The sequence below is a fragment of the Mesobacillus maritimus genome (assembly GCF_019749255.1).
Classification (GTDB): Bacteria; Bacillota; Bacilli; order Bacillales; family Cytobacillaceae; genus Mesobacillus_B; species Mesobacillus_B maritimus_A.
The window spans coordinates 73,956-100,536 of sequence record NZ_JACWFH010000019.1; the positions used below are offsets into that span (position 1 = coordinate 73,956).

General features: G+C 40.8%; 25 protein-coding genes. 15 read left to right on the top strand and 10 right to left on the bottom strand.

Annotation, left to right across the window (positions count from 1 at the left end; all coding sequences use genetic code 11):
* Positions 1 to 9: 9 nt before the first annotated feature.
* The 5 genes from H0185_RS15095 (at position 10) to H0185_RS15115 (ending at position 4,825) form a co-directional block, all read left to right on the top strand.
* Complete coding sequence (locus H0185_RS15095; RefSeq protein WP_221874341.1) at positions 10 to 939, top strand: ABC transporter permease; 930 nt, start codon at positions 10 to 12, stop codon at positions 937 to 939.
* Positions 936 to 1,865: an ABC transporter permease gene (locus H0185_RS15100; RefSeq protein ID WP_221874342.1), complete on the top strand. Its 930-nt coding sequence runs from the start codon at positions 936 to 938 to the stop codon at positions 1,863 to 1,865. The genes H0185_RS15095 and H0185_RS15100 overlap by 4 nt, the downstream gene beginning before the upstream one ends.
* Before the next feature lie 203 nt (positions 1,866 to 2,068).
* Positions 2,069 to 3,064, top strand: coding sequence for an ABC transporter ATP-binding protein (locus tag H0185_RS15105; protein WP_221874343.1), 996 nt, complete (start codon positions 2,069 to 2,071; stop codon positions 3,062 to 3,064).
* A 13-nt stretch (positions 3,065 to 3,077) separates the two neighbouring features.
* Complete coding sequence (locus H0185_RS15110) at positions 3,078 to 4,040, top strand: ABC transporter ATP-binding protein (protein WP_246629218.1); 963 nt, start codon at positions 3,078 to 3,080, stop codon at positions 4,038 to 4,040.
* Positions 4,041 to 4,276: 236 nt separating this feature from the next.
* A complete protein-coding gene (locus tag H0185_RS15115; protein WP_221874345.1) occupies positions 4,277 to 4,825 on the top strand; it encodes a DUF3231 family protein in 549 nt (182 codons plus the stop codon).
* Between the two features lie 212 nt (positions 4,826 to 5,037).
* Here the strand turns inward: H0185_RS15115 and H0185_RS24315 are convergent, their stop codons facing one another.
* The gene (locus tag H0185_RS24315) at positions 5,038 to 5,163 is read right to left on the bottom strand and encodes a hypothetical protein (RefSeq protein WP_281427629.1); all 126 of its coding nucleotides are present in this window, start codon (positions 5,161 to 5,163) and stop codon (positions 5,038 to 5,040) included.
* A gap of 357 nt (positions 5,164 to 5,520) precedes the next feature.
* Between H0185_RS24315 and H0185_RS15120 the strand changes: the two genes are divergently transcribed.
* The 6 genes from H0185_RS15120 to H0185_RS15150 all read left to right on the top strand — a co-directional run bounded on the left by H0185_RS15120 (position 5,521) and on the right by H0185_RS15150 (position 11,301).
* Complete coding sequence (locus H0185_RS15120) at positions 5,521 to 6,834, top strand: L,D-transpeptidase family protein (protein ID WP_246629219.1); 1,314 nt, start codon at positions 5,521 to 5,523, stop codon at positions 6,832 to 6,834.
* A gap of 254 nt (positions 6,835 to 7,088) precedes the next feature.
* Positions 7,089 to 8,417, top strand: coding sequence for a M48 family metalloprotease (locus H0185_RS15130; RefSeq protein ID WP_221874346.1), 1,329 nt, complete (start codon positions 7,089 to 7,091; stop codon positions 8,415 to 8,417).
* Between the two features lie 66 nt (positions 8,418 to 8,483).
* Positions 8,484 to 8,939 (top strand): GNAT family N-acetyltransferase, encoded by a 456-nt coding sequence (locus tag H0185_RS15135; protein ID WP_221874347.1) that lies wholly within the window; start codon positions 8,484 to 8,486, stop codon positions 8,937 to 8,939.
* A gap of 359 nt (positions 8,940 to 9,298) precedes the next feature.
* On the top strand, positions 9,299 to 10,369 hold the full coding sequence (locus H0185_RS15140; protein WP_221874348.1) for an NAD(P)H-dependent flavin oxidoreductase: 1,071 nt from the start codon (positions 9,299 to 9,301) through the stop codon (positions 10,367 to 10,369).
* Between the two features lie 311 nt (positions 10,370 to 10,680).
* Positions 10,681 to 10,842: a hypothetical protein gene (locus H0185_RS15145; RefSeq protein ID WP_221874349.1), complete on the top strand. Its 162-nt coding sequence runs from the start codon at positions 10,681 to 10,683 to the stop codon at positions 10,840 to 10,842.
* 246 nt (positions 10,843 to 11,088) lie between these two features.
* The gene (locus H0185_RS15150) at positions 11,089 to 11,301 is read left to right on the top strand and encodes a hypothetical protein (RefSeq protein WP_221874350.1); all 213 of its coding nucleotides are present in this window, start codon (positions 11,089 to 11,091) and stop codon (positions 11,299 to 11,301) included.
* A 112-nt stretch (positions 11,302 to 11,413) separates the two neighbouring features.
* Here H0185_RS15150 and H0185_RS15155 read toward each other — a convergent pair whose 3' ends face one another.
* The 4 genes from H0185_RS15155 to H0185_RS15170 all read right to left on the bottom strand — a co-directional run bounded on the left by H0185_RS15155 (position 11,414) and on the right by H0185_RS15170 (position 16,276).
* Positions 11,414 to 12,517 carry a 5-methyltetrahydropteroyltriglutamate--homocysteine S-methyltransferase gene (locus H0185_RS15155; RefSeq protein WP_221874351.1) on the bottom strand — a complete coding sequence of 368 codons (1,104 nt, stop codon included), beginning with the start codon at positions 12,515 to 12,517 and terminating at the stop codon, positions 11,414 to 11,416.
* A 153-nt stretch (positions 12,518 to 12,670) separates the two neighbouring features.
* Positions 12,671 to 13,582, bottom strand: coding sequence for a LysR family transcriptional regulator (locus tag H0185_RS15160; protein WP_221874352.1), 912 nt, complete (start codon positions 13,580 to 13,582; stop codon positions 12,671 to 12,673).
* A gap of 1,169 nt (positions 13,583 to 14,751) precedes the next feature.
* Positions 14,752 to 15,456, bottom strand: coding sequence for a hypothetical protein (locus H0185_RS15165; protein ID WP_221874353.1), 705 nt, complete (start codon positions 15,454 to 15,456; stop codon positions 14,752 to 14,754).
* A 4-nt stretch (positions 15,457 to 15,460) separates the two neighbouring features.
* Positions 15,461 to 16,276 (bottom strand): ATP-binding cassette domain-containing protein, encoded by an 816-nt coding sequence (locus tag H0185_RS15170; RefSeq protein ID WP_221874354.1) that lies wholly within the window; start codon positions 16,274 to 16,276, stop codon positions 15,461 to 15,463.
* A gap of 241 nt (positions 16,277 to 16,517) precedes the next feature.
* Here H0185_RS15170 and H0185_RS15175 point away from each other — a divergent pair, with 241 nt between their 5' ends.
* Positions 16,518 to 17,750 (top strand): endo-1,4-beta-xylanase, encoded by a 1,233-nt coding sequence (locus H0185_RS15175; RefSeq protein ID WP_221874355.1) that lies wholly within the window; start codon positions 16,518 to 16,520, stop codon positions 17,748 to 17,750.
* Positions 17,751 to 17,898: 148 nt separating this feature from the next.
* Here the strand turns inward: H0185_RS15175 and H0185_RS15180 are convergent, their stop codons facing one another.
* The 3 genes from H0185_RS15180 to H0185_RS15190 all read right to left on the bottom strand — a co-directional run bounded on the left by H0185_RS15180 (position 17,899) and on the right by H0185_RS15190 (position 22,335).
* Positions 17,899 to 20,274, bottom strand: a complete 2,376-nt coding sequence (locus H0185_RS15180; protein ID WP_221874356.1) for a YhgE/Pip domain-containing protein — start codon at positions 20,272 to 20,274, stop codon at positions 17,899 to 17,901.
* 299 nt (positions 20,275 to 20,573) lie between these two features.
* The gene (locus H0185_RS15185) at positions 20,574 to 21,146 is read right to left on the bottom strand and encodes a TetR/AcrR family transcriptional regulator (protein ID WP_221874357.1); all 573 of its coding nucleotides are present in this window, start codon (positions 21,144 to 21,146) and stop codon (positions 20,574 to 20,576) included.
* A 103-nt stretch (positions 21,147 to 21,249) separates the two neighbouring features.
* Positions 21,250 to 22,335 carry a citrate synthase/methylcitrate synthase gene (locus tag H0185_RS15190; RefSeq protein WP_221874358.1) on the bottom strand — a complete coding sequence of 362 codons (1,086 nt, stop codon included), beginning with the start codon at positions 22,333 to 22,335 and terminating at the stop codon, positions 21,250 to 21,252.
* A 109-nt stretch (positions 22,336 to 22,444) separates the two neighbouring features.
* Here H0185_RS15190 and H0185_RS15195 point away from each other — a divergent pair, with 109 nt between their 5' ends.
* On the top strand, positions 22,445 to 23,323 hold the full coding sequence (locus tag H0185_RS15195; RefSeq protein ID WP_221874359.1) for a LysR family transcriptional regulator: 879 nt from the start codon (positions 22,445 to 22,447) through the stop codon (positions 23,321 to 23,323).
* Positions 23,324 to 23,817: 494 nt separating this feature from the next.
* Here the strand turns inward: H0185_RS15195 and H0185_RS15200 are convergent, their stop codons facing one another.
* The gene (locus H0185_RS15200; RefSeq protein ID WP_221874360.1) at positions 23,818 to 24,255 is read right to left on the bottom strand and encodes a hypothetical protein; all 438 of its coding nucleotides are present in this window, start codon (positions 24,253 to 24,255) and stop codon (positions 23,818 to 23,820) included.
* A 186-nt stretch (positions 24,256 to 24,441) separates the two neighbouring features.
* On the opposite strand from H0185_RS15200, the gene H0185_RS15205 reads away from it, so the two are divergent.
* Together H0185_RS15205 and H0185_RS15210 are read left to right on the top strand one after the other, a co-directional pair.
* Positions 24,442 to 24,669, top strand: a complete 228-nt coding sequence (locus tag H0185_RS15205; protein ID WP_221874361.1) for a hypothetical protein — start codon at positions 24,442 to 24,444, stop codon at positions 24,667 to 24,669.
* 234 nt (positions 24,670 to 24,903) lie between these two features.
* Positions 24,904 to 25,788 (top strand): 3-hydroxyacyl-CoA dehydrogenase, encoded by an 885-nt coding sequence (locus tag H0185_RS15210; RefSeq protein ID WP_221874362.1) that lies wholly within the window; start codon positions 24,904 to 24,906, stop codon positions 25,786 to 25,788.
* 77 nt (positions 25,789 to 25,865) lie between these two features.
* On the opposite strand, the gene H0185_RS15215 is transcribed toward H0185_RS15210, so the two are convergent.
* Positions 25,866 to 26,573, bottom strand: a complete 708-nt coding sequence (locus H0185_RS15215) for a DNA alkylation repair protein (RefSeq protein WP_221874363.1) — start codon at positions 26,571 to 26,573, stop codon at positions 25,866 to 25,868.
* Positions 26,574 to 26,581 lie beyond the last annotated feature (8 nt).

The window sequence follows — 26,581 nt, forward strand, 5'->3', positions numbered from 1 at the left end:
GGGAGAACGGTGCTCAAATATTCATTGAAAAGAATATGCCTAGCCTTGGTTACGCTTTGGGTGATCATCACGTTAACGTTTCTCTTGATGCACAGCATCCCCGGAAACCCTTTTGCCCAAGAAGGAAGCATGCCAAAGGCTGTCTATGACAATCTCCAAAGCTATTATAATCTTGATAAACCATTGCTCACACAGTATGGACTGTATTTGCAATCCTTACTTCAACTAGATTTTGGACCATCACTAAAGTCCTCTTCCATCTCAGTCAATGATTATATTAAAAATGGATTTCCGATTTCCTTGCATTTAGGAGCGCAAGCGATGGTAATTGCGATTACGTTTGGGTTGATATTCGGTGTGATTGCTTCACTAAACCGAAACAAATGGCCAGACTATGTTGCCATGGTCCTTGCGATTATCGGAATTTCGGTGCCGAACTTTATTTTAGCTACCATTCTAATTAACTATCTAGCCGTCGAGTGGCACCTGTTTCCGGTTGCGACTTGGAAGTCGTGGTCTCATACTGTATTGCCATCGATTGCGCTTGCGATGATGCCAATGGCTTACATTGCGCGACTCATGCGCTCGAGCATGCTTGAAGTGTTAAGCCAAGATTATATTTTAACAGCAAAATCAAAAGGGTTATCCAGATATTCGGTCATTTTTAAACACGCAATTCGAAATGCGATGCTTCCAATTGTAACGGTGTTAGGAATCTTAATTGCGAACCTTGTAACTGGAAGCTTCATTATCGAGAGTATTTTTGGAATCCCGGGGATGGGTGAAATGTTTGTAAAAGGAATCTTTAATCGTGACTATCCAGTGATTCTTGGTTCCACGATTTTTTACAGTGCCATCCTTATCTTTTTAATCTTAATCGTTGATCTTGCTTATACATGGATTGACCCAAGAATCAAGGTTCCGGGAGGCCGAAAATGAACAAGAAGCCAAAGCTGACAAAGGACATGTTTCTGCCTGTTGACAATGATTTTAAAGAAGCTGAAAAAATTGCCCGGCCTAGTCTCTCCTATTGGGCAGATGTTTGGATTCGGTTAAGAGAAAACAGGTTAGCGATGATCGGACTCATTACGATTATCGTGTTAATCATCATGGCCATCATTGGTCCCTACTTAAACAGCTACACCTTTTACGAACAAGATTTTACAAAAAAGAATTTACGCCCGAATGCGGAGCATTGGTTTGGGACGGACTCCTCCGGTCGCGATCTTTTTACCAGGGCTTGGTACGGAGCTAGAATCTCCTTATTTATTGGGTTTATGGCGGCCTTTATTGATTTTGTGATTGGTGTTTTTTACGGTGGGATTTCTGGGATTCGCGGAGGAAAAACCGATAACATCATGATGCGGATTGCCGAGGTTCTTTATGCGATTCCTTTCCTGTTAATGGTGATTTTAATCATGATTGTTCTTGAACGTGGGTTATGGTCGATTATCATTGCGATGTCTATTACAGGCTGGATTCAAATGGCCCGACTTGTGAGAGGTCAAGTATTGCAGCTAAAAGAAAATGAGTTTGTGCAGGCGGCCACTGCCATGGGTGCCTCCACCTCTTGGATCTTGCGAAAGCATATGATTCCAAATACGATGGGTCCCATTTTAGTTAATATTACCTTATCTGTCCCTACCGCGATCTTTGTTGAAGCGACGCTGAGCTTTTTAGGCCTAGGCATCCCTGCCCCACAAGCGAGTTGGGGAACGATGGCCAGCGATGCACTCGGCAGTATTTTAATCGGCAACTTTTATCAATTGATGATTCCAGCTGCGCTGATCTCACTGACGATGTTTGCTTTTAACGTGTTTGGCGATGGGCTCAGAGATGCGCTTGATCCGAAATTAAGAAAATAGATAGGGGTTTTGTAAATATTGTTGTTAAAATCCTAAAGCCGATTTTAACGCAAGGAAAAGCTATTTGGTGCAATATATTTTATTTAGCAAGCTCTTTTCTCTAAATGAACTAGCTTATTTGGCCGTGAGACTAAGTTTACTATCCTTTATTATTATTCAAATACACAAGTACGAGAAAACAGCCTAGTAGAAAGAGGGGTTTGATGGGTCATTTACTAGAAATCAATCATCTACAAGTTTCCTTTAAAACCTATGGCGGCGAGGTTCAAGCGGTGCGAGACGTTTCCTTTCATGTCAAACATGGAGAGACGATTGCGATTGTAGGTGAATCTGGTTGCGGGAAAAGTGTAACAGCGAAAACGATTATGAAGTTACTTCCCCAACAAGCAGAAATAAAACAGGGGGAAATTTTATTAAACGGAGATAACTTAGTAGATAAAAAGGAAAAAGAAATGCTGGGGATTAGAGGCAATGACATTGGCATGATTTTTCAGGATCCGATGACCTCGCTGAATCCTACAAGTAAGGTTGGCTATCAGATTGCCGAAGGATTAATGAAGCATAAAAACATCAATAAAAAGGCAGCCATCGACCAGGCGGTACACATGCTTGAAACGGTCGGCATTCCTCAACCAGATAAAAGAATCAATCAATATCCGCATGAATTTTCAGGCGGAATGAGGCAACGCGTTATGATTGCCATCGCCTTGGCTTGTCAGCCGAAACTATTGATTGCAGATGAACCAACAACGGCACTTGATGTCACCATCCAGGCGCAAATTTTAAAACTGATGAAACAACTACAAGAACAGATGGATACGTCGATTATTCTAATTACCCATGACCTTGGCGTTGTTGCCGAAATGTGTGATCGTGTGGTCGTCATGTATGCCGGACAGGTGGTCGAAAGCGGCTCGGTTCGGGAAATTTTCTCTAGCCCCTCTCACCCCTATACCGAAAGTCTGCTGAAATCCGTCCCGCGGTTAGACATGGATCGGACCAAGAAATTAAAACCTATTATTGGGACACCACCCGATTTACTCGATCCTCCAAAAGGCTGCTCCTTCTTTCCTCGCTGTGAAAAAGCAATGAGAGTCTGCAAGGACCACTCCCCTTCTCTAGATTTTATTAGAGGGGATCAGCACGCTGCCTGTTGGTTGCATCATCCAATGAGAAAAGAAGTCGAAAACGCAAAGTAAAGGAGGGATGACTTTGACAGTATCAGAAAAGAGACCACTTCTGGAAATCAACGATTTAAAAAAATATTTCTTTTTTAAAAAGCAGCCTTTAAAAGCGGTTGATCACCTATCTTTAACTATTTTTGAAGGCGAAACGGTGGGACTCGTTGGAGAGAGCGGTTGCGGAAAATCAACTGCGGGGAAAACCATCATCCGCCTTCTTGACCCAACAGAGGGAGAAGTGTTGTACAACGGAACCAATATTTATGAGTTAAATAAGGCAGGAATGAAAAAACTTCGCAAAGACGTCCAAATTATCTTTCAGGACCCATATGCATCCTTAAATCCGCGGATGACCGTTGAAGACATTATTGCGGAACCACTTGATATCCACGGTGTGTTGAAAGGGAAAAAACGCAGAGAACGCGTCGTGGAATTATTAGAATTAGTTGGGCTAAACCCCGAGCATCTTCACAGGTTCCCACATGAATTCAGCGGCGGACAAATGCAGCGCATCGGGATTGCTAGGGCACTCGCCTTAAACCCAAAATTCATTGTGTGTGATGAGCCTATCTCTGCCTTGGACGTTTCTGTTCAAGCGCAAATCGTGAATCTTTTAAAATCATTGCAAGAAAAATTAGGCTTAACTTACTTATTTATTGCCCATGATCTTTCCATGGTGAAATACATTTCAGACCGAATTTTGGTGATGTACCTTGGCCATATGGTGGAATTAACGGACAGTGACTCTCTTTATCGAGAACCATTGCATCCATATACTCAAGCCTTATTATCGGCTGTTCCCATCCCGGACCCTGACATCAAAACAGACAAAATGGTTCTTGAAGGAGATGTCCCAAGTCCCATCAATCCCCCTTCCGGCTGCGTTTTCCGAACAAGATGCAAACAGGCAATGGACATTTGTCGTGTATCTGCTCCTGAGTGGAAAGAAGTGAGAGATGGGCATTTTACGGCATGTCATCTTTATAATGGATAATTGGTTGGTACGTTGGGAGAGATTGCTCTTCCAACTTTTTTTATTGTCGTTTAGGTCAATCACTCGGGTCCGTGGGCTAATTTCTGTTTTGTAGAAGATTTGCTAACCTTCAAATACTTATAGTCGTGAACGGAAGCGTCATTCGCTCGACTGGTCACAGTTGTTCTTAATTTGAACATAAACTTATGATTGTATGTAAACACTAAATCTACTAGGAACGGTAGGAGGTGAAGAAAGTGACAACCATTTTTGAAGCAGTGAAAGATTTTTTACAAATGAATCTCGATGATGAACCTAAAAATCCCTTACATGTTGGAGAAGTGATGAGTTGTTGGATGTACCTTGCGTTAATGGATGAAGCAACCATCTACATTCAAGTTGGCCTTAACACAACGAATGACGATGAAGTAAGGCAACAGTTAACAGAGAGTTTAAAGCAATGTGAAACACAGGTAAACCGCTTTAAAGAATTAATGAAAAAAGAAGGAATCCATTTCCCACCCACAAGTGAGAATCGGCCAAATTCAGATCCTAATGCCGTACCATTAGGAGTGAAACTAACAGATGAAGAAATTATGAACGGATTAAGTTTGAAAACGGCAACAGCCGTGGTCCATTGTGCAACTGCTGCTAGTGAAGCAATCAGAGCCGACATCGGCGCTCATTTTACACATTGTTTGCTAGAAAAAATGAAATTTGGCGTCTCTTTACGCGAGACAATGAGAAAACGAGGGTGGATCAAAGTCCCTCCCTACTACTATCCCCCTGGCATGCCAAAACAGTAGGAATTGGGATTGATGGTGCCTGTCCTTCTGGGTGCGGTAATGCGTTTGTTAAATGTGGTCAGGCACTATTCCTGTATTCTAGTAAATAAACCTCCTTTGGGCACGTTGAAATTTCCAGCGTACCCTTTTTGACGTTCTCCCCTTATTTCGGGCACGCTAGACTTCCCACCGTTCCCTTTTGGATGATACTCTCCTCACTTTGGGCACGCTGGCTACTCCACCGTTCCTTTTTGATGATCCTCTCCTCTTTTCGGGCACGCTGGATTCTCCACCGTTCCTTTTTGGTTGATTCTCTCCTCTTTTTGGGCACCTGGAATTTCCACCGTTCCCTTTTGCATGATTCTCTCCTCTTTTCGGGCACGCTGGATTCTCCAACGTTCCCTTTTTGATGATTCTCTCCTCTTTTCGGGCACGCTGGATTCTCTAACATAACAATCCTTTTCCAAATCCTCTCCTAATACCGGCACCTGATCCAACATTAATAACTAGCACTATTTAACTAGAAATAAGTAAAAATTCTAAAATTCGACATTTATATAGTTCTTTTGTCGCAAAAAGTTGAAAGAAAATATTACCAAATAAGGGTGAGATATGTAACGATTAGAGTAGATAAAATCTAGTAAAGTTCAAGAATAAAATTCTAGTGAATGGGCTTTATGTAGGAGAATTGTTTTTGGACTTAGGGGAGGATGGGAATGAAGAAAATCTTTATTGGATTGATGCTGCTTGTATCCATCGTGTTCTTTGAGGTACCAGCTCAGGCTGCAGGCAGCGATTTTATTATTATCAATAAGTCGAATAATCAACTGGCTTATTATAGTAATAGTAAACTGGTTAGAACCTTTAAGGTGGGAACCGGTCGACAGCCTTCTTATACGCCGGAGGGCAAGTTTAAAATCGTCAATAAAATTAAGAATCGCCCTTATTATAGCGGGAACATCCCTGGCGGTGACCCAAGGAATCCACTTGGGAACAGATGGCTAGGCATAAATGCTCGAGGAACTTGGGGAACTACTTACGCCATCCATGGCAACAATAATCCTAGTTCGATTGGCGGATATGTTAGTGCCGGCTGTGTGCGGATGTACGATGACGAAGTAGAATGGCTGTATAGCAAGGTGAAGGTGAACACCCCTGTTATTATCACATCTTCAAAGAAATCATTCCAAGCGATTGCAGCAGCCAATGGGTATAAAGTTTCTGGCGGAGATGCGGTTCCTGTAACTACCGCTCCTAAAAGCTCGGTCCTTAAAAAGGGCATGAAAGGGGCAGAAGTTAGGAAGTTACAACAGGATCTCACTAACAAGGGTTACAGCACAAAAGGGATTGATGGAGTCTTCGGTTCTAATACAGAAGCCGCTGTTAAGAAGTTCCAGAAAGCCCATAATATTAAGGCCGATGGTGTTGTTGGAGAGTCTACTAAAAAGGCACTCGCAAAGAAAACCTCTGTTTCTAAGACACCTGCCAAAAAAGAAACATCTAAGAAGACTGTAAAAGATAACCCTACCTTTTCAAGTAAGCCCCTGAAAAAGGGCATGAAAGGGACAGAAGTTAAAAAACTTCAACAAACCCTTACCAACAAGGGATATAGTACAAAAGGAATTGACGGAATCTTCGGTTCAAATACAGAAGCTGCCGTTAAGAAATTCCAGAAAGCTCATAATATTAAGGCGGACGGTGTTGTCGGAGAGTCTACTAAAAAGGCATTAAGTAGCAATACTCCGGCACCTAAATCTACAGCCAAAAAATCCACTACCACCGCGAAAACAGCTACAAAATCGGTTTCTGTGGATACATCCTTTTCAAGCACTCTGCTAAAAAAAGGAATGAAAGGTGCTGATGTAAAGAAACTTCAGCAAATCCTTACAAATAAAGGCTATAGTACAAAAGGAACGGACGGAATCTTCGGATCAAACACAGAAGCAGCCGTCAAAAAGTTCCAAAAAGCCAATAAACTTAAGGCCGACGGGATCGTCGGACCTGCCACTAAAAAAGCACTATTGAAATAACAGAAGATAGGCCCAAATGAAGGCAATCGTCATTGCGATGGTTGCTTTTTATGTATCATCCTATCAAACAGGAGTTTTGTCTCCGTCCCTGCCCCTTCCTACTTTATTAATCAATTGGTACTCATTCCTCATACTCTAGTTAAATCTTCCTACCATTTTGAAAAAAATACTTATTCCTATTCCTACACATTTCCCCTATAATCTTATTGTTATATATATTTTGAAAATAGAATATAGCTACAGGGGGAAATTGGGTGCTTGAGGAAAGTTTGAAAAATAGGTTGGTTTATCGTAAGGAGAATATTTATTTTGCCATAACCTTACTCTTTAGTATTTTGGCATATGTGGTTCTCGTTTTTTCGCTTGTTGGGATCCTCATTATTTTGGGTTTGATGTTGGTTTCTTATTTTTTTCATGCCTTATCTATGGCATCGATTCGTCGAAATGGAGTTCGCATAAGTGAACAGCAATTTCCTTACCTTTATCAGAAAGCGGTAAAGCTTGCCGAGGACATGGAATTAGTGAAAATGCCCGCCATTTATGTCATGGAATCAATGGGAATGTTGAATGCCTTTGCGACCCGCTTTTTTGGTAAAAATATGGTGGTTGTCTATTCCGAAATTTTTGATTTAGTAGAAGAGAACCGTGAAGAGGAAGTACTGTTTGTTTTAGCCCATGAGTTTGCTCATTTGAAACGCCGTCATGTGTTGATTCATCTTCTCCTTCTTCCGGCAATGTTTGTTCCTTTTCTAGGAGAAGCCTATTTACGTGCTTGTGAATATACCTGTGACCGCTATGCGGCTTATTATGTTGGCAACGTCAATACAGCCAAAGAGACTTTGTCAATGCTGGCAATCGGCAAGAAGCTTTCAGGAAAAATGAATAAAGAGGCTTATGTTCAACAATTAAGGGAGGAATCAGGGTTTTTTGCTTGGATGAGTGAAAAGCTTTCAAGTCACCCCGATTTACCGAAGCGAATCAATGCATTGGAGCATTGGGTGAATCCAGAGCTTTATCCGCTTGTTCGTGAAAAGAAAACAGGGATCATTGTGTTAGGATCGATTGCTTCTATTGTAATAGCCGCTTCCCTTACAGGTGCTATGGTCCTCCTTGTACAAGGATCCAAAGCTCTCACCTCTTTTTTAGAAGATCCATATTTATACGAAGACAGCTATTCTTATGAGGATGACGAGTATATATATGAAGAGGATTTGGTGGACTCCCCTCCTGTTATTCAAGCTGTGATGGAAGAAGACAAGAAAAAGCTTGAACAACTTGTTGCTGAAGGAGCAGATATTGATGAAAAAGATGCAGAAGGCTATACAGCCCTTCAATATGCGGTAAGTTGGGGAGATATCGAGACTGCAAAGTGGTTAATTGAAAATGGTTCGAATGTCAATTCCACCGACAATTGGGGCTCCACTCCTTTAATGAATGCCGTTTATAACGTAGCAGACGTTGAACTTGTCGAACTATTGCTAACAAACGGAGCGGATAAAACGCTAGAAGACTCTGAAGGGAAAACAGCTTACGATTATGCTGTTGAAATCAGAGACCCCGAGCTTAGAGATTTATTAAAATAGGAAAAACACAGAGGGGCATTTTTTGCCCCTTTTTATTTTAATGGTAGATAAATGGGAGGTTTAATTATGGAAATCAAAAAAGATGATTTATCTGGAATAGAAGTGGCCGAATTAATAAAAGAACATCTTCATGGGATGACTTTGAGTTCTCCTCCTGAGAGCATACATGCCCTAAATGTAGAAGAATTAAGGCAACCAAACATCACCTTTTGGACTGCTTGGGAAGGCACTGAATTAGCTGGCATGGGCGCACTAAAAGAACTTGATCCCGCTCATGGAGAGATTAAATCGATGAGAACTTCCTCCTCCTACCTGAGAAAAGGCGTTGCTAGAACAATGCTTCAGTACATTCTTGAAGAAGCAAAAGCGCGAGGCTATAGACGGCTCAGTTTGGAGACTGGCTCGATGGCTTCTTTTGAACCAGCAAGAAAACTATATGAAACATTCAGCTTTACCTATTGTTTGCCTTTTGCAGATTACGTGAAAGATTCAAACAGCGTTTTTATGACAAAGGAGCTATAGGATTAGGAATGCAAAAAACGCCTCGTTCATAAATAAACGAGGCGTTTTTCGTATTAAGTGTGTCCCCTCCCCCTTATTCGATAATAAACCCTCAAAACCGTAAGAATGAATCCAATGATAAAAGCCGTCACCAATAAGATCATTGCAGATGGGAAAAGACCGAACGCATCCAGCATGGTTGAACTATTAGTTTGGAAATTAGCTCCTCTTTTCGCTATTTTTATATCTTTACTCTAGTAAAACTTATTTTTCGTTTCAACCGTTGATTTGCGGAGCCTCTCCCCTAGCCCAATAGAGGAATTTAAGAAAAAGCAAAGAATTAATGTAGGAATACAAGCAAAAAAAATAGAGGTGTAAAAATGTTTAAGAATGAGATGACTGAACGATTGATGATACAGTATCCGATAATTCAAGCACCAATGGCAGGTGGGATAACCACTTCAAAGTTGGTCGCGGAGGTTTCGAATAGTGGAGCTTTAGGCATGATTGGTGCAGGGTATATGACGCCAATGCAAATGCGGAAACAAATTAGCGAAATGAAAGAGTTAACATCCAACTCGTTCGGAATCAATTTGTTTGTTCCAGCACCATTTGATGTAAAAGAAAAGGAGATTGAACGTGCCAACCAGCTCTTAGAGCCTATACGAGAGGAATTGCATATTCAAGAAGAACCCGTAAAAATCCCTGACTATAATGAAGTACAAGCAACCTTCCACGAACAGCTAAAAGTAGTGATCGACGAACAGGTTCCTATTTGTTCTTTTACCTTTGGGATTCCTTCTAAAGAGATTATTGAGACTTTAAAACAACATGACGTCATTTTGCTTGGCACAGCAACAACCGTTCAAGAAGCGATTGAAGTTGAGAAAAGTGGAATGGACCTTGTCGTCGTTCAGGGCAGTGAAGCTGGTGGGCATCGCGGAAACTTTTTAGATGGCCATCAAGAAAGTTTAGTCGGCCTCATGTCCCTCATTCCTCAAGTGGCGGATCAGGTGACAATTCCTGTTGTGTCTGCTGGTGGAATTATGGACGGGAGAGGCTTAACTGCTTCCCTATACTTAGGCGCACAAGGCGTCCAAATGGGTACGGCCTTTCTAACCTGTCTGGAAAGTGGCGCAAATGAGCGACATAAAGAAGAAATTCTGCACGCTAAGGAAGATCAGATTGTTCTCACTCGTTCTTTTTCAGGAAAGTATGCAAGAGGAATTAAAAACAAATTCATTTCAGACATGGAGCCTTTTGAAGACTCATTTCCACCCTTTCCGGTACAAAACACGTTAACACAAAACCTGAGAAGAGCGGCTTCTTCACAACAAAATCGTGATTCTATGTCGCTTTGGTCTGGGCAAAGTCCACGGCTAGCTAAAAAACAAAGCGTGAAAGCGCTGATTCAAAATGTTGTTGCAAAATTAAATAACTTCAATCACTAAAAGCAGATATAAAGACGAATTTTAGGACAGGTATAATCATTCTTGATGAAATAAAAGTGGGACAAATTCTTCTCCTTGTCCCTCTTACATAAGGAATTATCCCCCAAAAAGTGCTCTCACTTTTTGGGGGATATTCCCTTTTTTTCTATGTGCTTGTCAATGATACTGGCCAAAATGAAAAAAAAGATCAATCAGAAATAAGTCATCGGACCTACTCCCATATCCCATTGTACTGAATTATTCAATAAGGTAACATTTGGTAAGGTCATTTATTTTATCCAAAAAATTTAAATAGAATAGGAGGGACTACTATGCGAAGGCTCGTGTTGTATTGGAGAATAATCTTTTTCGTCTTGTTATTTACCCTCTATCTAGCAAATGTTATTGATGAGTTTATTTTGTTCTCAATCATTTCGGGAATAATCGTTTTTGTTGGGGTACCATGGTTATTTCATAAGTTCAGTGACAGATAAATTGAACAATACCTTTTTCCTAAACCTTCATTTAAAATTAACCTTTATATTAATAAAAACTGCTTTCCCCGATACCTTGCTTTGCAGAAGAAAAATAAGGATTTCCGGTAGCCATAGTCCCCCTTCCCACTTTTCCTCGCAAAAATGTGAGACAAGGTACCTGTCCCCTTGTCCCACGAAGAAATGATGGGGATTGAAAGGAGAATAGCCCCCTTATGTCGAAATAAAAAAGAAAAGGGGTGTCGAATGAATAAAATTGAACTATTTAAAAGTCTGCGTAATGCAAGTCGAAGTAATTTATTTTCTACAGAGATTTCGAAAGCGTCAAAAGAGGAAGAAAATAAGATCAATGAATGGCTGGGAGAGTTAGAACGTGAAGGGAAAATCAAGATAAGAGAATGTGTCCAGCGAGAAGGCTCCGTTTTTATACATGGAATCATGAAGTATGCATCCGAATAATTATCGGGTGTCTTTTTTTCGCATCTATATAAACGCTCTCGGGATCTAATATCATCTATTTTTACACATTAAAAGCGAACAGCCATCTCTAGCTGTTCGCTTACTTTCTTTCTTATCCCCAAATCTCTTTTGAGATATCTACGATATATTTCAATTTCGCCCATTGCTCATCTTCCGTTAAGATATTTCCATGGTGAGTGGAAGCGAAGCCGCATTGTGGGCTGATGCATAATTGCTCTAATGGCACGTATTTTGTTGCTTCTTCTACACGCGCTTTGATATTTTCCTTGTCTTCTAGTGTTCCATGTTTTGATGTGAACACACCTAGCACGACTTGTGCGCCTCCATTTGGAATGTATTCTAATGGTCCGAAATCACCAGAACGGTCATCATCGTATTCTAGGAAAAAGCCGTTAACCTTTTCTTTGGCAAATAGAGTTGGCGCAATTTTTGCGTAGCTGCCTTCGAATGCCCATTTTGAACGGTAGTTCCCACGGCAAAGGTGCGTTGTAATCACAAGATCTTCAGGCTTATCTTCTAGAACGCCATTTGCCACACGAAGGGCCAAATCGATTAGTTGTTCACGAGTAGAACCACTATCGTTAAATGGAATTTCTGGTGCATTCAATCCAGCAATATACACATCATCTAATTGTAAATAACGGCAACCAGCATCATAAAACGCTTTGATTGCATCTCTGTAAGTTTGGATGACATCGTTTGCGTATTCTTCAAGATCCGGATAAATTTCTAGATTGCGAATACCCGCATTAAACATTTGGTTTGGACTTGGAATGGTTTGCTTTGCAACCGCACGATCACCAACTATTTCTTTAAAAAGTTTAAAATCTTTAATATGTGGGTGATCTTGGTTAAACGAGATTTTGCCAGTCACACGTACATCATAGCGCTCTGTTTCTTCTCCTTTAAAAGAAAATCCAGATTCTGGAACATATCCTTCTACTCCAGTAAGGTGTTCTAGGAAATCAGTGTGCCAGAAACGACGACGGAATTCGCCATCTGTAACAGCTTGTAGCCCAACTTCGATCTGCTTATCGACGACTTTCGTAATTTCTTCTGTTTCAATACTATAAAGTTCTTCAGCTGTAAGATTTCCTGCTTGGAAGTCCTTTCTTGCTTGATGAATTCTTTCTGGACGCAATAAACTTCCTACATGGTCGGCTTTAAAAGGTGCTTTTACAAGTGTCTTTGTCATTATGAATCTCCTACTTTCTATCCTTTTTATTTGCTCTTACCCTTTTAATAAAAATTAAGAATATTGTTGATTTGGTATAACGTAAGTGTAGCATAGGAAATCATTATAACGTAACACATAAAATCTATTCCTTGTTATAGTCTTAAGCTATAACTATCGTAATTCCTCATCGATGGACTCTTTTAAATATTGGATGTAGATATTGCCTAACTTACTGGTCGTAACATTTTTATGGGTAATATAGCCAACATGAATCCGCTCATCCACCTTTAACGGTACGGCAATAATGTCTTTGCTGTTTAACTTATGGCTGATCACCCCGGTTGAAATCGTATACCCATTTAAACCGATCAATAAGTTAAATAAGGTTGCCCGGTCACTCACCTTGATATTCTTTGGGCGCGTCAATGTGCTCAGAATTTCCTCTGAAAAGTAAAAAGAGTTATACTCCCCCTGCTCGTAGGACAAGTATGGATAAGGATCTAAATCATCTAAGGTGACATAGTCTTGTTTCGCGAGAGGATTGCTTGAGCTAATAAAAATATGTGGTTTCGCTTCAAATAACTCATGAAACTTTAAATTTCCTTCTCTTAGAAACTTGGAAATCACATGTTTATTAAAATCATTCATATATAAGATCCCAATCTCACTACGCAGGTTTTTCACATCATCAATGATTTCATAGGTCCTGGTTTCGCGAAGAGTAAACTCGTATTCCTCACGGTCATACTCTTTTAATAAACGAACAAAAGCACTGACCGCAAACGCGTAATGCTGACCAGATACAGAGAAATTCTGTTGCAGCGACCGGGTTTTGGTGTAACGATTTTCAAGAAGTTCCGCCTGTTCCACGACCTGCCTGGCGTATCCTAAAAATTCCGAGCCTTCTTGGGTAATCACGATTCCCTTATTGGTTCTCAGAAAAATCGTAATCCCGATTTCCTCTTCCAGTTCTTTTAGAGCGTTTGAAAGACTAGGCTGACTAATAAACAAACTTTGTGCAGCTTTATTAATTGACCGGCTTCTTGCTACTTCAATCACATATTTTAATTGTTGTAATGTCATTTTCCATCCCTTTTCTATAAATCTTTTTCTATTCTGAATTATACACTTCTTATTGAGAGTCTTCTATTTCTAACTTCTCCCATGAATTAGTGAAGTTCAGTGCATGATAGATAAACACTCAAAGACATTTTGCTGTGGTGGCAGTCTGTTTTGTCTTTGAGGGAACTTCTCATGGACATTTTGCTGAGGTTAGCAGCATGTTTTGTCTTTGAGGAAGCGCCTCATAGACATTTTGCTGAGGTTGGCAGCATGTTTTGTCCTTGAGGGTGCGGCTCATAGACATTTTGCTGAGGTGGCAGCATGTTTTGTCCTTGAGGGAGGGTCTCATAGACATTTTGCTGAGGTTAGCAGCATGTTTTGTCCTTGAGGGTGCGGCTCATAGACATTTTGCTGAGGTTGGCAGCATGTTTTGTCTTTGAGGGAGCGGCTCATAGACATTTTGCTGAGGGTGGCAGCTGGTTTTGTCTTTGAGGAAGCGGCTCATAGACATTTTGCTGAGGGTGGCAGCTGGTTTTGTCCTTGAACGCGCGGCTCATAGACATTTTGCTGGGGGTGACAGCTAGTTTTGTCCTTGAGCGCGGGGCTCATAGACATTTTAATGATGGTGGCAGTAGGTTTTGTCCTTGAGGAAGCGGCTCATAGACATTTTGCTGGGGGTGGCAGCTGGTTTTGTCCTTGAGAGCGAGTCTCAAGACCATTTTGGAGAAGAAAGCAAAGGAAGCAGGTTATCCTCCCCTGCTTCCTTCGTTTGATAATTTCTAGACAAGTAAGTTTATGCCAGATGTATTTCCTCTTCACTCTAAAATAATCACAATCTACGAATCCAACCGTTGTTGTTTCTGCATAGGTAAATAACGAAAACGATAGCCCATAAAATGGTCTAGTTTATACTTCATCTGAATGACATTTACAATCATACTCCATATTTTACCCCATCATAAATCTGTCTGGTTTCGATAGTCAATATCAATCTAATATAGGTTCGATCCTGATAGAGAGGAAATCGCTCAATTTCAGTTTCAAGTTAGAACTTGCCTGGCCTTGACCATGACAATGGATTTAGAGTTCTCTCCCTTTTTTACACCTACATATCGATAATCCTTTTGAAAAGCAGCAAGGCCAGCTAGCACGGTGAAGCCTAGTCGATCTTGTTACAGCTCTAGGCTCACTTAACTCTCTTTTTTTCTAAAAAGAGGAACCAATAATGTAAATCCGATCATCAGATAAAAGATCACCCAAACATCGTTCATGATTGAGCTTGTGTTTAAGAATATTCCCTCTCCGTTTCCTACTAAACTCAACACATCAAACACAGGTGGAAAAATCCACAACATCCATTTTAGAAATGCTGCAGCTTCAATCATCGATTTGGCTGAAAATGAAACCACTACCACCAAAGCTGCACTTAGCCAACTATACTTTTTACTTGCAAGATTCGTGGTTGAAAACAAAGTTCCGACTACCATTCCAAAGGCAGCGAAAACAACGTGGACATACACTCCAATGAAAAACAATTCAAAGCTCATCGTGCCTTTAAAGCTAGAGGTGACAATCGGATAAAAGATGGAAAACAACAATAAAGGAGTCATCGTTATTATGAGGGTGAGCCACTTCCCAAGCAAATATCTTCTTTTATTCCCAAGATGCGAAAATAGAATATGCTTTTCACTTTCCTCTTCTAAGTGAAAGAGCGCCATTGTCATCCATACCATAATTGGGTACAACACCATGGCCGTGCCCCCGTAGCTACTAAGAATGGGGACATTTTTATAAGCATAGGAAATGAACACCCATGCGAAATAAAGAGTGGCTGGTGGAATGAATTTTAACGATAATCCAAAGCTTTTTAATTGGTAAACAACAAATGGTAACACAGAACTACCTCTTCTCTGAAACTTCAATAATGGAACAGCCTTGTTTGAGCAACAAAGTTAACACGCGATCGGATTCATTAGCGGAAACCGTTAGTTCAACGAGACTTTCCCCGTGCCATTTTTTGCTCATGGCTTGGATACCGGAAATGTATTCTCTAGTGGGGACCGTTGCTTTTATGATTCTTACTTTCTCTTGGTTAAGTTTAGTAGAATCATAGACTAATCTGCCACTCTTTATTTGTAAAACCCTCTCTGCAAATGCGTCGATCAGATAGGATTCGTGGGCTGTAAAAATGACCGTTTGGTTCTTTTGAAGGGATTGTAACTGCGTTAACAACTCTGTTTGTGCTTTGTCATCTAACCCCGTCAGTGGCTCGTCCATAAGTAACACATCAGGTTCCTTTAACAATGCCTGGATAATGCCTGCTTTCTGCTTTGTCCCTTTTGAACAATTTTTTAAAGGGGTGTGGAGGAATTCCGTAACATTGAACAGTTTGGCATATTCGCTGATCTCGCTTGTTAACTCTTCTTTAGATTTCCCACTCATTTTTCCTACCAGCATCAAGTACTCTTGAAGTTTAAGTTTTATAGTTTCTGGAAAGTGTTCAGGTACATACCCTTTTTCTAAGTGTGCACGCTTCACTTCGCCTGATGTATTCTCATAGATTCCAGCAATCAGCTTGAGGAGCGTGCTTTTCCCTGAACCATTTTCACCGGTAATTGCTACCCTCTCACCTTGAGAAATGGTCAGAGTAAGATCCTCTAGAATCACACTTCCATTGATTGTTTTACTCGCTTTATTCCCCTCAAATACGCTCATATCAGAACCTCTTTTATTTTCCTTTTTTACATACAGACTCTTTTATAGTAACAAAGAGGCGACACTCTTGGTAGAACTTTCCATTATATTATTTTATAAAAAATATTTGAGTCCAAAAATTCCTTTATTTTCTAGTTAGTTAGTTCCCTAGACGAACAAAGTTTAGTAAAATGAAGGTAGGGAAAAGAAAGCGTTTTCTATAATAGAAGTTTTGCAATCATTTTATTCTGGAGGTTATAAAATGAAACAGACAAATGAGTTAAACCATCGTATCGGGAGCAAGAAAATGAAACTTGTCGATGCATCTGGACATCCTCTTGCAGGCAAGGAAGTAACGTTCAATCAGACGAACCATCAATTCTTATTTGGTTGTGGTGCATTTGATGCAGTTGAGGTTGCAAACAAGAGTGTACCTGCAGACAGACTGGTTTTTTTAGAAGAGAAAATGGATCGATTTTTAGAAGTGTTTAACTTTGGTACTCTCCCTTTCTACTGGGGTCGTTTCGAGCCTGAAAAAGGCAAACCACAGACTAAAGAATTAAAAGCGGCAGCACAATGGTTAAAAGACCGAAACATTGCCGTGAAAGGCCATCCTCTTTGCTGGCACACCGTAACGGCTCCATGGCTACTAGACATGAGCAATGAAGAAATTCTGAAAACACAGTTTGCTAGAATTGAACGTGAAGTTTCTGATTTTAAAGGATTGATCGATATGTGGGATGTGATCAACGAAGTGGTCATCATGCCAATCTTTGATAAATATGACAACGGCATTACTAGAATTTCGAAAGACCTTGGCCGTGTCGGGATGGTCAAAGAAATGTTTGCGAAAACACGCGAAGCAAACCCTGGCGCAACTCTATTATTAAATGACTTTAATACGTCCATTAACTATGAAATTCTAATTGACGGCTGTTTGAATGCAGGTGTTTCAATTGACGCGATTGGCATTCAGTCCCATCAACATCAAGGCTATTGGGGACGAGAGAAATTAGAAGAAGTGTTAGAGCGCTTCTCACAATTTGGTCTCCCGATTCATTTTACAGAAAACACCTTGACGTCTGGTCATCTGATGCCAGCTGATATTGAAGATCTAAATGACTATCAGTTAGCTGAATGGCCATCGACTCCTGAATTCGAAGAACGCCAGGCGAAGGAAGTCGAAGAAATGTATTCGATTCTGTTTAAACATCCTTTGGTTGAAGCCATTACGAGCTGGTCCTTCAGTGATGATGGTGCATGGCTAGGTGCACCTGCTGGTTTTATCAGAGCCGATAATAGTCCAAAACCAGCTTACGAAACTTTAAAGAAACTGATTAAAGGTGACTGGAATACCAATGTGAGTGCTAAAACAGACGACAACGGAATGGTTACCTTTGAAGGATTCCTTGGGGAGTATGATCTGGTTTGTGAGGATAAAAAAGGAAGCTTCAAGTTGGAGAAAGAAGCTGAAACTGTTCAGTTGGTGCTTTAATAAAGAGAAAATGATAAAAGCTTCCGGTTTTTACCGGAAGCTTTTTATGTTGTTTGATGCTATTCCACCCGTCCACTAAAGAATGGACGCACTAGGAGTTGGGCACCTTATTCAATTTGCCCTGGGACAAAGTGCCTGTCCCTCTGTCTCATGCCGCTGCGTTTTGTTCTGGAAGTAGGTCACGTTTGCTTTTATGTTGGATCATAAAATAAATTGTTGTTAGAACGGCGAATCCGAGCATGAACGCAAGGAGAATGGCGTTATTTTGCCACATGTAGGCATAATCTCCACTTGATACGACTGCTTTTAAGGCTTGAACGGAATACGTCATTGGTAACAGCGCATTAATTGGTTGTAATGCTCTAGGAATTAACTCAAGTGGGAAAGTTCCAGCACTTGTGGTTAATTGGAAAATCAAAACGAGGATTGCCATGAAACGTCCTGGGTCCCCAAACAATGTAACAAAGAATTGAACCAATGCCATAAAGGTAAAACTAATGATCATCGACGTTAGGATAAAGAGTGGAATGCTTTGTACTTCCAATCCTAATCCTAGCAACAAGATGATATCCGCAATCACCGCTTGAATCGCTCCGATGATCGCAAGGACACCGAATTTGCCGATAAACCAGGCAAAGCCATTTTTAGGTTGAACAGATGGCATTTTCAATTGATACACAATCGAAATCAATAATGCCCCAACAAACAAGCCTAATGATAGGAAGTAAGGAGCAAACCCAGTTCCATAGTTTGGTACTTCATTGATGGCTTCCTTCTCGACCTTTACAGGTTCACCCATCATGTCGTACGTCTTTTCATCGGCTTTTACTGAACCTGCCTGTCCTGCAGCATCAGCTAGTTTATCTTTTAACTCATTCGTTCCATCTTCTACTTGTGACGTTCCGTCTACTAGCTGTTTGGACCCATCCGCAAGCTGATTCGTTCCATCACTGATTTTACTTGAACCGTCTGCTAGTTGGTTCATACCACTGTTCAAGTCATTTGCTCCCGTCGCCAATTTTGTTGCCCCGGCATTGGCGGAAGCTAGTTTTCCATCGAATTGTGCAAAGTTGCTTACATATTCATTTTGTCCTGCTGCTAGTTTCGATGCTCCCTCACTTAACTGACTAGAGCCAGACGCAAGCTGATGAACACCGTCTTGGAGCTTCACTTGATTTTCATTAATCGTTGTAACACCCTGTACTAATTTGTTAAAAGTCGGGTCAACGGCAGCTTTAATTTTTGTTTCGATTGTGCTTGTGGATCCTTCAAACTGTTCACCAACCGCTGTTTTATATTGACTAAAACCTTGATTTAAACCTTGTGAGATCCCAGTCTTCAGCTGTTTTTCCAACTCTGCTTGTGAAGGTGCACTTGCTGCAAGTTGCTGTTGAATTGCTTGAAGCGTAGCTGGGTCAACATTCGCCTTTTGGAGCGCTTCAAACAGTTGGGTCATTTGTGCGGTTTGTTGACTTGAAATTTGCGCAGCAATTCCGGCAGATAACTGGGAACTTAATTCTGTTTCAAGCTGATCCAGCCCAGCACTCATCTGATTTACACTATCCTCCATTTGTCCACCAATGGCTGTAGCTAGTTGCCCTGGTAGCTCTTTTTGAAACTCTTTAAGCCCTGATTGCACTTGGTTCGTTCCAGCAACTAGTTCTGGAAGTTTCGAATCCATTTCACTTATTCCAGCATTCGCCTCGGCAAGCCCTGAAACCAACTGGTCAGATCCAGTTTGCAATTGTTTTGATGCCGCTAACAGCTTGTTGCTGCCTTGTGATAATTGATTTACTCCTGTAGCTAGCTCATCTACCCCATTTGCAACATCGCCTGAACCTGTTTTTACTTTTCCTAATCCTTCATTAAACTCAATCGACTTGGAGGCAAGCGTTTCGAGGTTTTCCGTTAGCGTATTTGCGCCATCATTCAGCTTTGACACACCATCATTCAGTTCTCCTGCTCCATCACTTGCTTGAGCAAAGCCATCTGCCATTTCTGTGACTTTGTCAAAAATCGTCTCCGCATAAGTTGCGGTTACTTCCTTCGAGATGACACTTTTGATCTCGCTAATAGCTGTTTCGCCGATTTGGGCAGATAAGAAATTGTGGCTTTCGTTTGGTACGTATTTTAATGATAATTTCTCTGGCTCTTGATCCAGTAAGGTTGTTGCATTTTCTGAAAAGTTATCTGGAATTTCAATCACCATATAATACTCATTGTTTTCTAAATCCTGATAGCCTTCTTCTTTTGACACAAAATGAAATTGAAAACTATCATTCTCTCTCAAATTATCAACGAGTCGATCCCCTAAAGCCAACTGTTCTCCTTCAAAATCAGCGCCTTGGTCCTGATTAATGACCGCTACCGGTAAATCTTCTAGCTGTGCGTACGGATCCCAAAAGGCCCAAAGAAACATCCCCGCATATAAAATTGGAACGCAAATCACAGCAAGAATGGGAATCAACACTTTGCGGTTGCTAAAAATCTGTTTCCATTCTGATACAAATAATGAGTTCTTCATTTTTTATTCTCCCACCTTTTACTGTTTGACTATTAGAATCAATTGGTCAATTTTTGATGAATAAGTGTTGGCGTCTTTTCGATCGTTTCGAATGAAAAAGTGACTGTTTTAGCCAACTAGTCATTTTTGGTGTGAAAAAAGAGTTGGTTTCTCTTCCATCGTAAGGATGAAAAGTGACCGTTTTAGCCAACTAGTCATTTTAAATGTAAAAAAAAGAGCTAGCACCTTTTCCATCATGAAGGGTTCAAAGTGACCATTTTAGCCAAGTGGTCATTGCTAGGTGAAAAAATGGGATTGTACTAGGTGGACAATCCATTGATTAAATATTGCTGAAACACCTTGAAAATCTCATCCTGATTTAGTGGCTTGTGGGATTTTTCCCAATCAAAAATCAGCGCTACATATAATTTCAACATCACAAACGCTGTTAGTTCAGGATTACACCGTTCAATTTCCCCTTTATCGACCGCTTTTTGCACGATTTCTTTCACATATTGAACAATCATTTCTTCAAGTCGATTCAACACATCGACCACTTCACGTGTACCCATTTCTCTTCCTTCTTGAAGGAGCTTGATGGTTAGTTGATGCTCTTTTTGATACTCCAACAAGGTAAAAAGCACATGGTTGGCGTTCTCATGGAACGTATTCTGCTCATCCATGACTTCTTCAGCAGCGGCCCTCATTTCCCGAATGAGCGAAGAAATGATTTCGTCAAACAACTCTTCTTTATTTTTAAAGAAGGTGTAAATCGTCCCTTTGCCGACATTGGCTACTTTCGCAACTTGATCCATGGTCGTGGCTTTGTATCCAAATAAAGAAAATGATTTATGAGCGGCTTCTACTATCAACTGCCTACGATCAATCGCCAATTTCTTCACCCCTTTTCCCTAAAACTGACCGGATGATAAATTTAGTCATTTAGTACAAAAGGAATCATATCACAGATAAAACGAAAAGACAATATTGGATGCTCTAGAGGATCCTGCCAGTATATTTCGATTCAGGTCGATAGATTGTATTGTTTTGCGATTGTTCGAGAATGTGGGCAGTCCACCCTACGATTCGACTTGCTGTGAAGGTTGGCGTGAAAAGGCTAGGGTCCATGTGGATTGCCTTCATAATCGCTGCTGCATAGAATTCAACATTCGTATAAAGACTTCTACCAGGTTTATACTCTTCTAATAGTTCGACTGCGGTGTTTTCTACATATAGTGCAAGGTCCAGCCATTCATCTTCCCCTACTTGCTTTAGCAAGGTACTTTTCAATGCAACGGCACGCGGGTCATGAGTTTTATACACACGGTGACCGAAACCCATCAATTTCTCCCGATTTTCTAACTTACGTCTAAGAACTTGTTCTGTATTTGCGGTACAGCCAATTTCCTCTAATAAGTGAATCACCTCTGACGGTGCTCCGCCATGGAGTGGCCCCTTCATGGTGCCGATTGCAGAGGTCACAGCAGAGATGAGATCAGACTCGGTCGAAGCCGTGACTCTTGCCGAAAAGGTAGAAGCATTCATGCCATGCTCCATCGTTAAAATCATATAGGTTTCTAACGCATTGGTTTGAGCTTTTGTTGGCAATACCCCATGTAGCATGTAAAGATAATTTTCAACATGCCCCAAATCCTGACGTGGTTCTACAAACGGTGTTCCTTGAAGAGAGTGATTTCGATAGGCAATCATCGTCGGCATCATCGATGTGAGTTTCATACATTGTTGAATGGTTGGTTTCGATGTATAGTGTAAACTGCCTTCCGCAGAGACAACGGTTCGCAGGACACTCATCATATCCATCTCCCTCGGCAGGGAATCAAGAATAGTTTTTAAATAGGATGATAGTGTACGATGGCTTTTTAGTTCCTCATTAAATTTGGTGAGTTCCTTTGCTGTAGGTAGTACGCCAAACCATAATAAATAGGCGACTTCTTCGAATGAATCGTGTTCCGTTAGTTCCTTCACGTCGTACCCTCGATAGATTAATCTCCCTTTCTCTCCGTCAATATGACTAATCTTGGTTTCAGTTGCAACGACCCCTTTTAACCCTGGTTGGATCATATAACTCCTCTCCTTCCATCTTTTGTTATTATCATATACAATTAAGATAATTAAGAACATTAAATGATTTTAAACGAAATCATTCATTATTTTAATTAGGGTGATCTATATGGAGTTTAGTTGGTTAACCACCTTTATTACCGCTGCCGAACTAGGAAACTTTCGTAAATCGGCCGAGCAATTATACATCTCACAGCCTTCTGTTTCGGTTCATATTAAACTACTAGAAAAAGAATTAGGGGTGGAGCTTTTTCTGAGAGAAGGAAAGCGGGTGAAATTGACGGAAGAAGGAAGAAAGTTTCTGCTTCATGCCCGGCGCGTGATAACCGCATATGAAAAGGGGCTAGAAGATTTAAATGCTTATACGCAAGGCTACTCCACCAAATTTTCGATTGCCATCTCCCCACTGATTGCCGATACTATCTTGCCTTATGTATTGAAAACCTACTTAGATCAACATCCAGAAGTAGAAATCGAAGTGAAAATTCTTGAGTCAGATAAAATTGAGGACGCTGTGTGGAAGGAAGAAGTGGATATTGGCTTGTCTTGTTTGCCGAGTCACCATGAACAGCTGGTTTCTGAACTTTTATATAAGGACCGTGTTATCTTTGTTGCCCCTCATGATGGACGAGACGAAGAAACCGCTCCGCCTTATGATGAAGAAGAAATATTAACCTCTTCTTACTTACTCACACATAACCACCCTGCCTACTGGGACTCGCTGAGTACTGTCATCAAAAGAAAGTATCCGAGCGTTCGAATGATGAAGGTGTCACAAGTGCATATCACCAAACGGTTTATTGCCGAGGGGTTAGGCGTCTCGTTTCTTCCTATCTCGACCGTCCGTCGTGAATTGCTGGAAGGGAGGCTCGTCGAAATCCCTTGCCAGCACATTGCCTTGCCTGATGCTTCCACCTACGCGATTATGAAATACGAGCATACGAATCAACAAGAGTTTTTGCGGTATTTATCGACTTTTAGGATATGAGTGGCTGAGGCTGGTCTCCTACCGCAAACTTGGTGCACAGCAATGGTTGTTGTGTTCAAATGTAGGAATTAAAGAGCGAATTACGTATAAACAGCGTTAAAAAAGCCCCGTTTTTAACTAAACGAGGCTTTTTCGCGCTTATTAGAGGGGTATTTTTATCTTAAGGAACGGTTTAAAAGCCTGCTGGGGGGGTTTTTTATTCAGTATCGTCGCTATATTCCCCGTGGGAGAAAATATATTCCCTGTGGCGGGACATTATATTCCCCGTTAGAGACGTTATATTTCCTAAAATGGGAATATATATTCCCAAAGTAAGAATATATACCCCCAACGGTACCAAGTAATCTTACCAAACTTGCTCCTAACCTACTAATTTCCCCTAGCCACAACACCATCGTTTCATCAAAGCGGTCCGCGGGGTGCGAGATCAGCATATCTATTACACTCACTCATTACAAAATCGAAAAAATAAACTAGGAAGAGGTCCTCTCCCCCTAAAGCAGTACCTCAATTTTATGACCTAGCTCCTTAAAGTCTATTTTGGTGTTTACTAGTTTAAAGTATTCAACAACAATGACTGTATCTTGGTTTAATTCAATGCCTTCTGCTGAAAGTGCTTCTTTCCAGGAAAAGATATGGTCCTTGATAAATTGATCCAATGTCGAGTTTTCCGCAGCGGCAATTTTTTCTCCGATTTCTCCTTTGATCTCCCCGAAAGGAATTTCCAATGTTTCAGTGATTTCAATTGTGCAGGCAGGAACGCCTTTTTTGGTATGTACCTCAAACTGAGTTCCTACCCCACCTTCTTCTTCCTCTGGGAGAGCATCGTACCATACCTTAGGCGTACATGTAGCGGTTTTCACTTCTAACAAACACTCTACCAACAGCCTTTCATCATTCTCATCTCTACCCCAAAACGTCATTCTTTTCATGCTTCTTCTCTCCCTTAAAGTTAGATACTTCTATTCTAAAGGAACAGATAGAATCAAATAAAGCCTCAACCTCAAAATGATGTATTTTTCTTCCATTAGTTCAATCGACTATTTTCGCTGGGGACAAACTCTTTTCCTTGTCTCTCTCGCATAAAATATGGGAGTGATGAGAAGGAGGAGGAGATCATGTACACAATTATTACTGGAGTGAATGGGACCGTTACGTATCAAGGGTATCCGCCGGCTTCAGTTGGGGCGTGGGGTCAACCAATTTACCCAGGGAATCCTCAGTATTATAATATCGGAGGCACTCACTACAACATCCAACCGTTAGGCCAAACTTTTCCGCAAGCTTTTCCCTATTCAAATCCCACTGTTCCTATTTCACTTAGACCAAATGGATATTGGAGGTAAAGAAATTGAGATAGTTCATTCTTTAAAAGTGTGAACTGTCTCTTTTTCGGTCTATTTTCAAATTCAGATTGTGAAACAATGGTAAAATCTTTTCTCAACCTCAAACCAAAGCAACCCCAAAAATAGATAAATTTCAAAATAGTAAAATAGATTTCTGTAAACCTCTTCATTTTTTTCCAATTTAATGCAATAATATTTTACGAAAGTAATCGTTTTCAAAGGGGGAGAATGGATATGAATTACAAAAATATTACTGTTGCTGGATGTGGCGTTTTAGGGAGTCAAATCGCTTTCCAAATTGCGTTCAAAGGATTTGATGTAGCAGTATACGATGTGAACGAGGTAGCAGTGGCGAAAGCACAAGAACGAATTTCAAAACTAAAGCCGCGCTACCAAAAACATTTCAAGGTTTCCGAGGAAGAAGTCGATCAAGCTTTTAACCGCCTTTCTTTCTACAACGACTTATCACTTGCGGTCGCAGAAGCAGACCTTGTGATCGAAGCCGTTCCAGAAGTTGTTCAAATTAAATCTGATTTTTACAAGAAACTAGGACAAGTTGCGCCTGAAAAAACCATTTTTGCGACTAATTCTTCTACCTTACTGCCTAGTCAATTTGCGGAAGATACCGGCCGTCCTGAAAAGTTCTTGGCCTTACATTTTGCCAACCAAATTTGGGTAAGCAACACAGCTGAAGTCATGAAACACCCTGGAACAGATCCAGAAGTGTTTGACGATATGCTAGAGTTTGCCAAGGCAATCGGCATGGTTGCTTTACCGTTACATAAAGAACAACCAGGGTATATTTTAAACTCCCTATTGGTGCCGTTGTTAGAAGCCGCCGAGCTCCTTCTAGTAAACGAAATTTCCGATGTGGAATCCATCGATAAAACATGGCAGATTGCCACAGGTGCACCAAAAGGACCTTTTGCGACTTTAGATATCATTGGGATTACAACTGCTTATAACATCGCAAAAGCAAAAGCAGAAACAGGAAATCCACAATTTGTAAAAGTAGCAGAGTTATTAAAAACGGAGTATATCGACAAAGGAAAACTCGGAATTGCAACTGGCGAAGGGTTTTATCATTACAAGAAGAAACCTGATTTAGTGAACGTTTAAATGCAGAATGGAAGCGTGGGGACGTACCCTTGCGACATGAAAAGAAGCAAAGGGGATTCCCTTTGCTTCCTTCTGTGCTAACAAATACATGTCTTCCGCTTTAGCCCAACACGGTTCATCTTCTCTACCTTGTTAATATAATCCTTCGCTACGGGAACCTTACATGCGGTGTTTCCAACGTCTACATGCACCTTTCCAATCTCTTCTCCTACTTGTTTTGCTTCTTCTGTTAAAACAGGTACATAAGAACCTACCGAAATCACAAACGAATTCATTACATAGCGAACGCGATTACGCTCCGTATGGATTGTATTCTTCACTTTCTCCAACAAGCTCCTAATTTCGTCGATGTCCATCTCATCATCAGGGGTAATAGATAAATAGTTAGCATACGCACTCCAGCCTGCGACTGCAACCATTTCGTCTTCTGCATTCATCCATTCTCTTGCCAATTCAAGGGCATACTCACTCTCCGCTGCAACTTGGGCAACCGTATATTCAGCAATCATATACCAGTAAGCCTTTTTTACCCAATCTTGTAGCGTCTCTTTTGAAATTACTTTTGGTTTAACAGAAAGTCCAGCTAAATACATCGCATCATGATTACCAGAATCATATAATTTCAGCGCCAATTCATGATCCTTTTTCACGTATTTCACAAGCTTTTTCAAATCGCCGATCTTCACGCCGAAATAAGGTTCCTTTACCCCATGATTGTGATAAATTTTCTTTGTTTGCTCAGAACCTAATTCTTCAAGCTTCTGCATGATTTCTTCATACGTCATACTATTCC

Coding starts and splice junctions, on each gene's coding strand:
- H0185_RS15100 (WP_221874342.1), top strand. CDS start 936: ATGAACAAGAAGCCAAAGCTGACAAAGGACATGTTTCTGCCTGTTGAC.
- H0185_RS15105 (WP_221874343.1), top strand. CDS start 2,069: ATGGGTCATTTACTAGAAATCAATCATCTACAAGTTTCCTTTAAAACC.
- H0185_RS24315 (WP_281427629.1), bottom strand. CDS start 5,163: ATGCAAAAGGGAACGGTGGAAATTCCAGGTGCCCAAAAAGAGGAGAGA.
- H0185_RS15120 (WP_246629219.1), top strand. CDS start 5,521: ATGAAGAAAATCTTTATTGGATTGATGCTGCTTGTATCCATCGTGTTC.
- H0185_RS15135 (WP_221874347.1), top strand. CDS start 8,484: ATGGAAATCAAAAAAGATGATTTATCTGGAATAGAAGTGGCCGAATTA.
- H0185_RS15140 (WP_221874348.1), top strand. CDS start 9,299: ATGTTTAAGAATGAGATGACTGAACGATTGATGATACAGTATCCGATA.
- H0185_RS15145 (WP_221874349.1), top strand. CDS start 10,681: ATGCGAAGGCTCGTGTTGTATTGGAGAATAATCTTTTTCGTCTTGTTA.
- H0185_RS15150 (WP_221874350.1), top strand. CDS start 11,089: ATGAATAAAATTGAACTATTTAAAAGTCTGCGTAATGCAAGTCGAAGT.
- H0185_RS15155 (WP_221874351.1), bottom strand. CDS start 12,517: ATGACAAAGACACTTGTAAAAGCACCTTTTAAAGCCGACCATGTAGGA.
- H0185_RS15160 (WP_221874352.1), bottom strand. CDS start 13,582: ATGACATTACAACAATTAAAATATGTGATTGAAGTAGCAAGAAGCCGG.
- H0185_RS15170 (WP_221874354.1), bottom strand. CDS start 16,276: ATGAGCGTATTTGAGGGGAATAAAGCGAGTAAAACAATCAATGGAAGT.
- H0185_RS15175 (WP_221874355.1), top strand. CDS start 16,518: ATGAAACAGACAAATGAGTTAAACCATCGTATCGGGAGCAAGAAAATG.
- H0185_RS15180 (WP_221874356.1), bottom strand. CDS start 20,274: ATGAAGAACTCATTATTTGTATCAGAATGGAAACAGATTTTTAGCAAC.
- H0185_RS15190 (WP_221874358.1), bottom strand. CDS start 22,335: ATGATCCAACCAGGGTTAAAAGGGGTCGTTGCAACTGAAACCAAGATT.
- H0185_RS15195 (WP_221874359.1), top strand. CDS start 22,445: ATGGAGTTTAGTTGGTTAACCACCTTTATTACCGCTGCCGAACTAGGA.
- H0185_RS15200 (WP_221874360.1), bottom strand. CDS start 24,255: ATGAAAAGAATGACGTTTTGGGGTAGAGATGAGAATGATGAAAGGCTG.
- H0185_RS15205 (WP_221874361.1), top strand. CDS start 24,442: ATGTACACAATTATTACTGGAGTGAATGGGACCGTTACGTATCAAGGG.
- H0185_RS15210 (WP_221874362.1), top strand. CDS start 24,904: ATGAATTACAAAAATATTACTGTTGCTGGATGTGGCGTTTTAGGGAGT.
- H0185_RS15215 (WP_221874363.1), bottom strand. CDS start 26,573: ATGACGTATGAAGAAATCATGCAGAAGCTTGAAGAATTAGGTTCTGAG.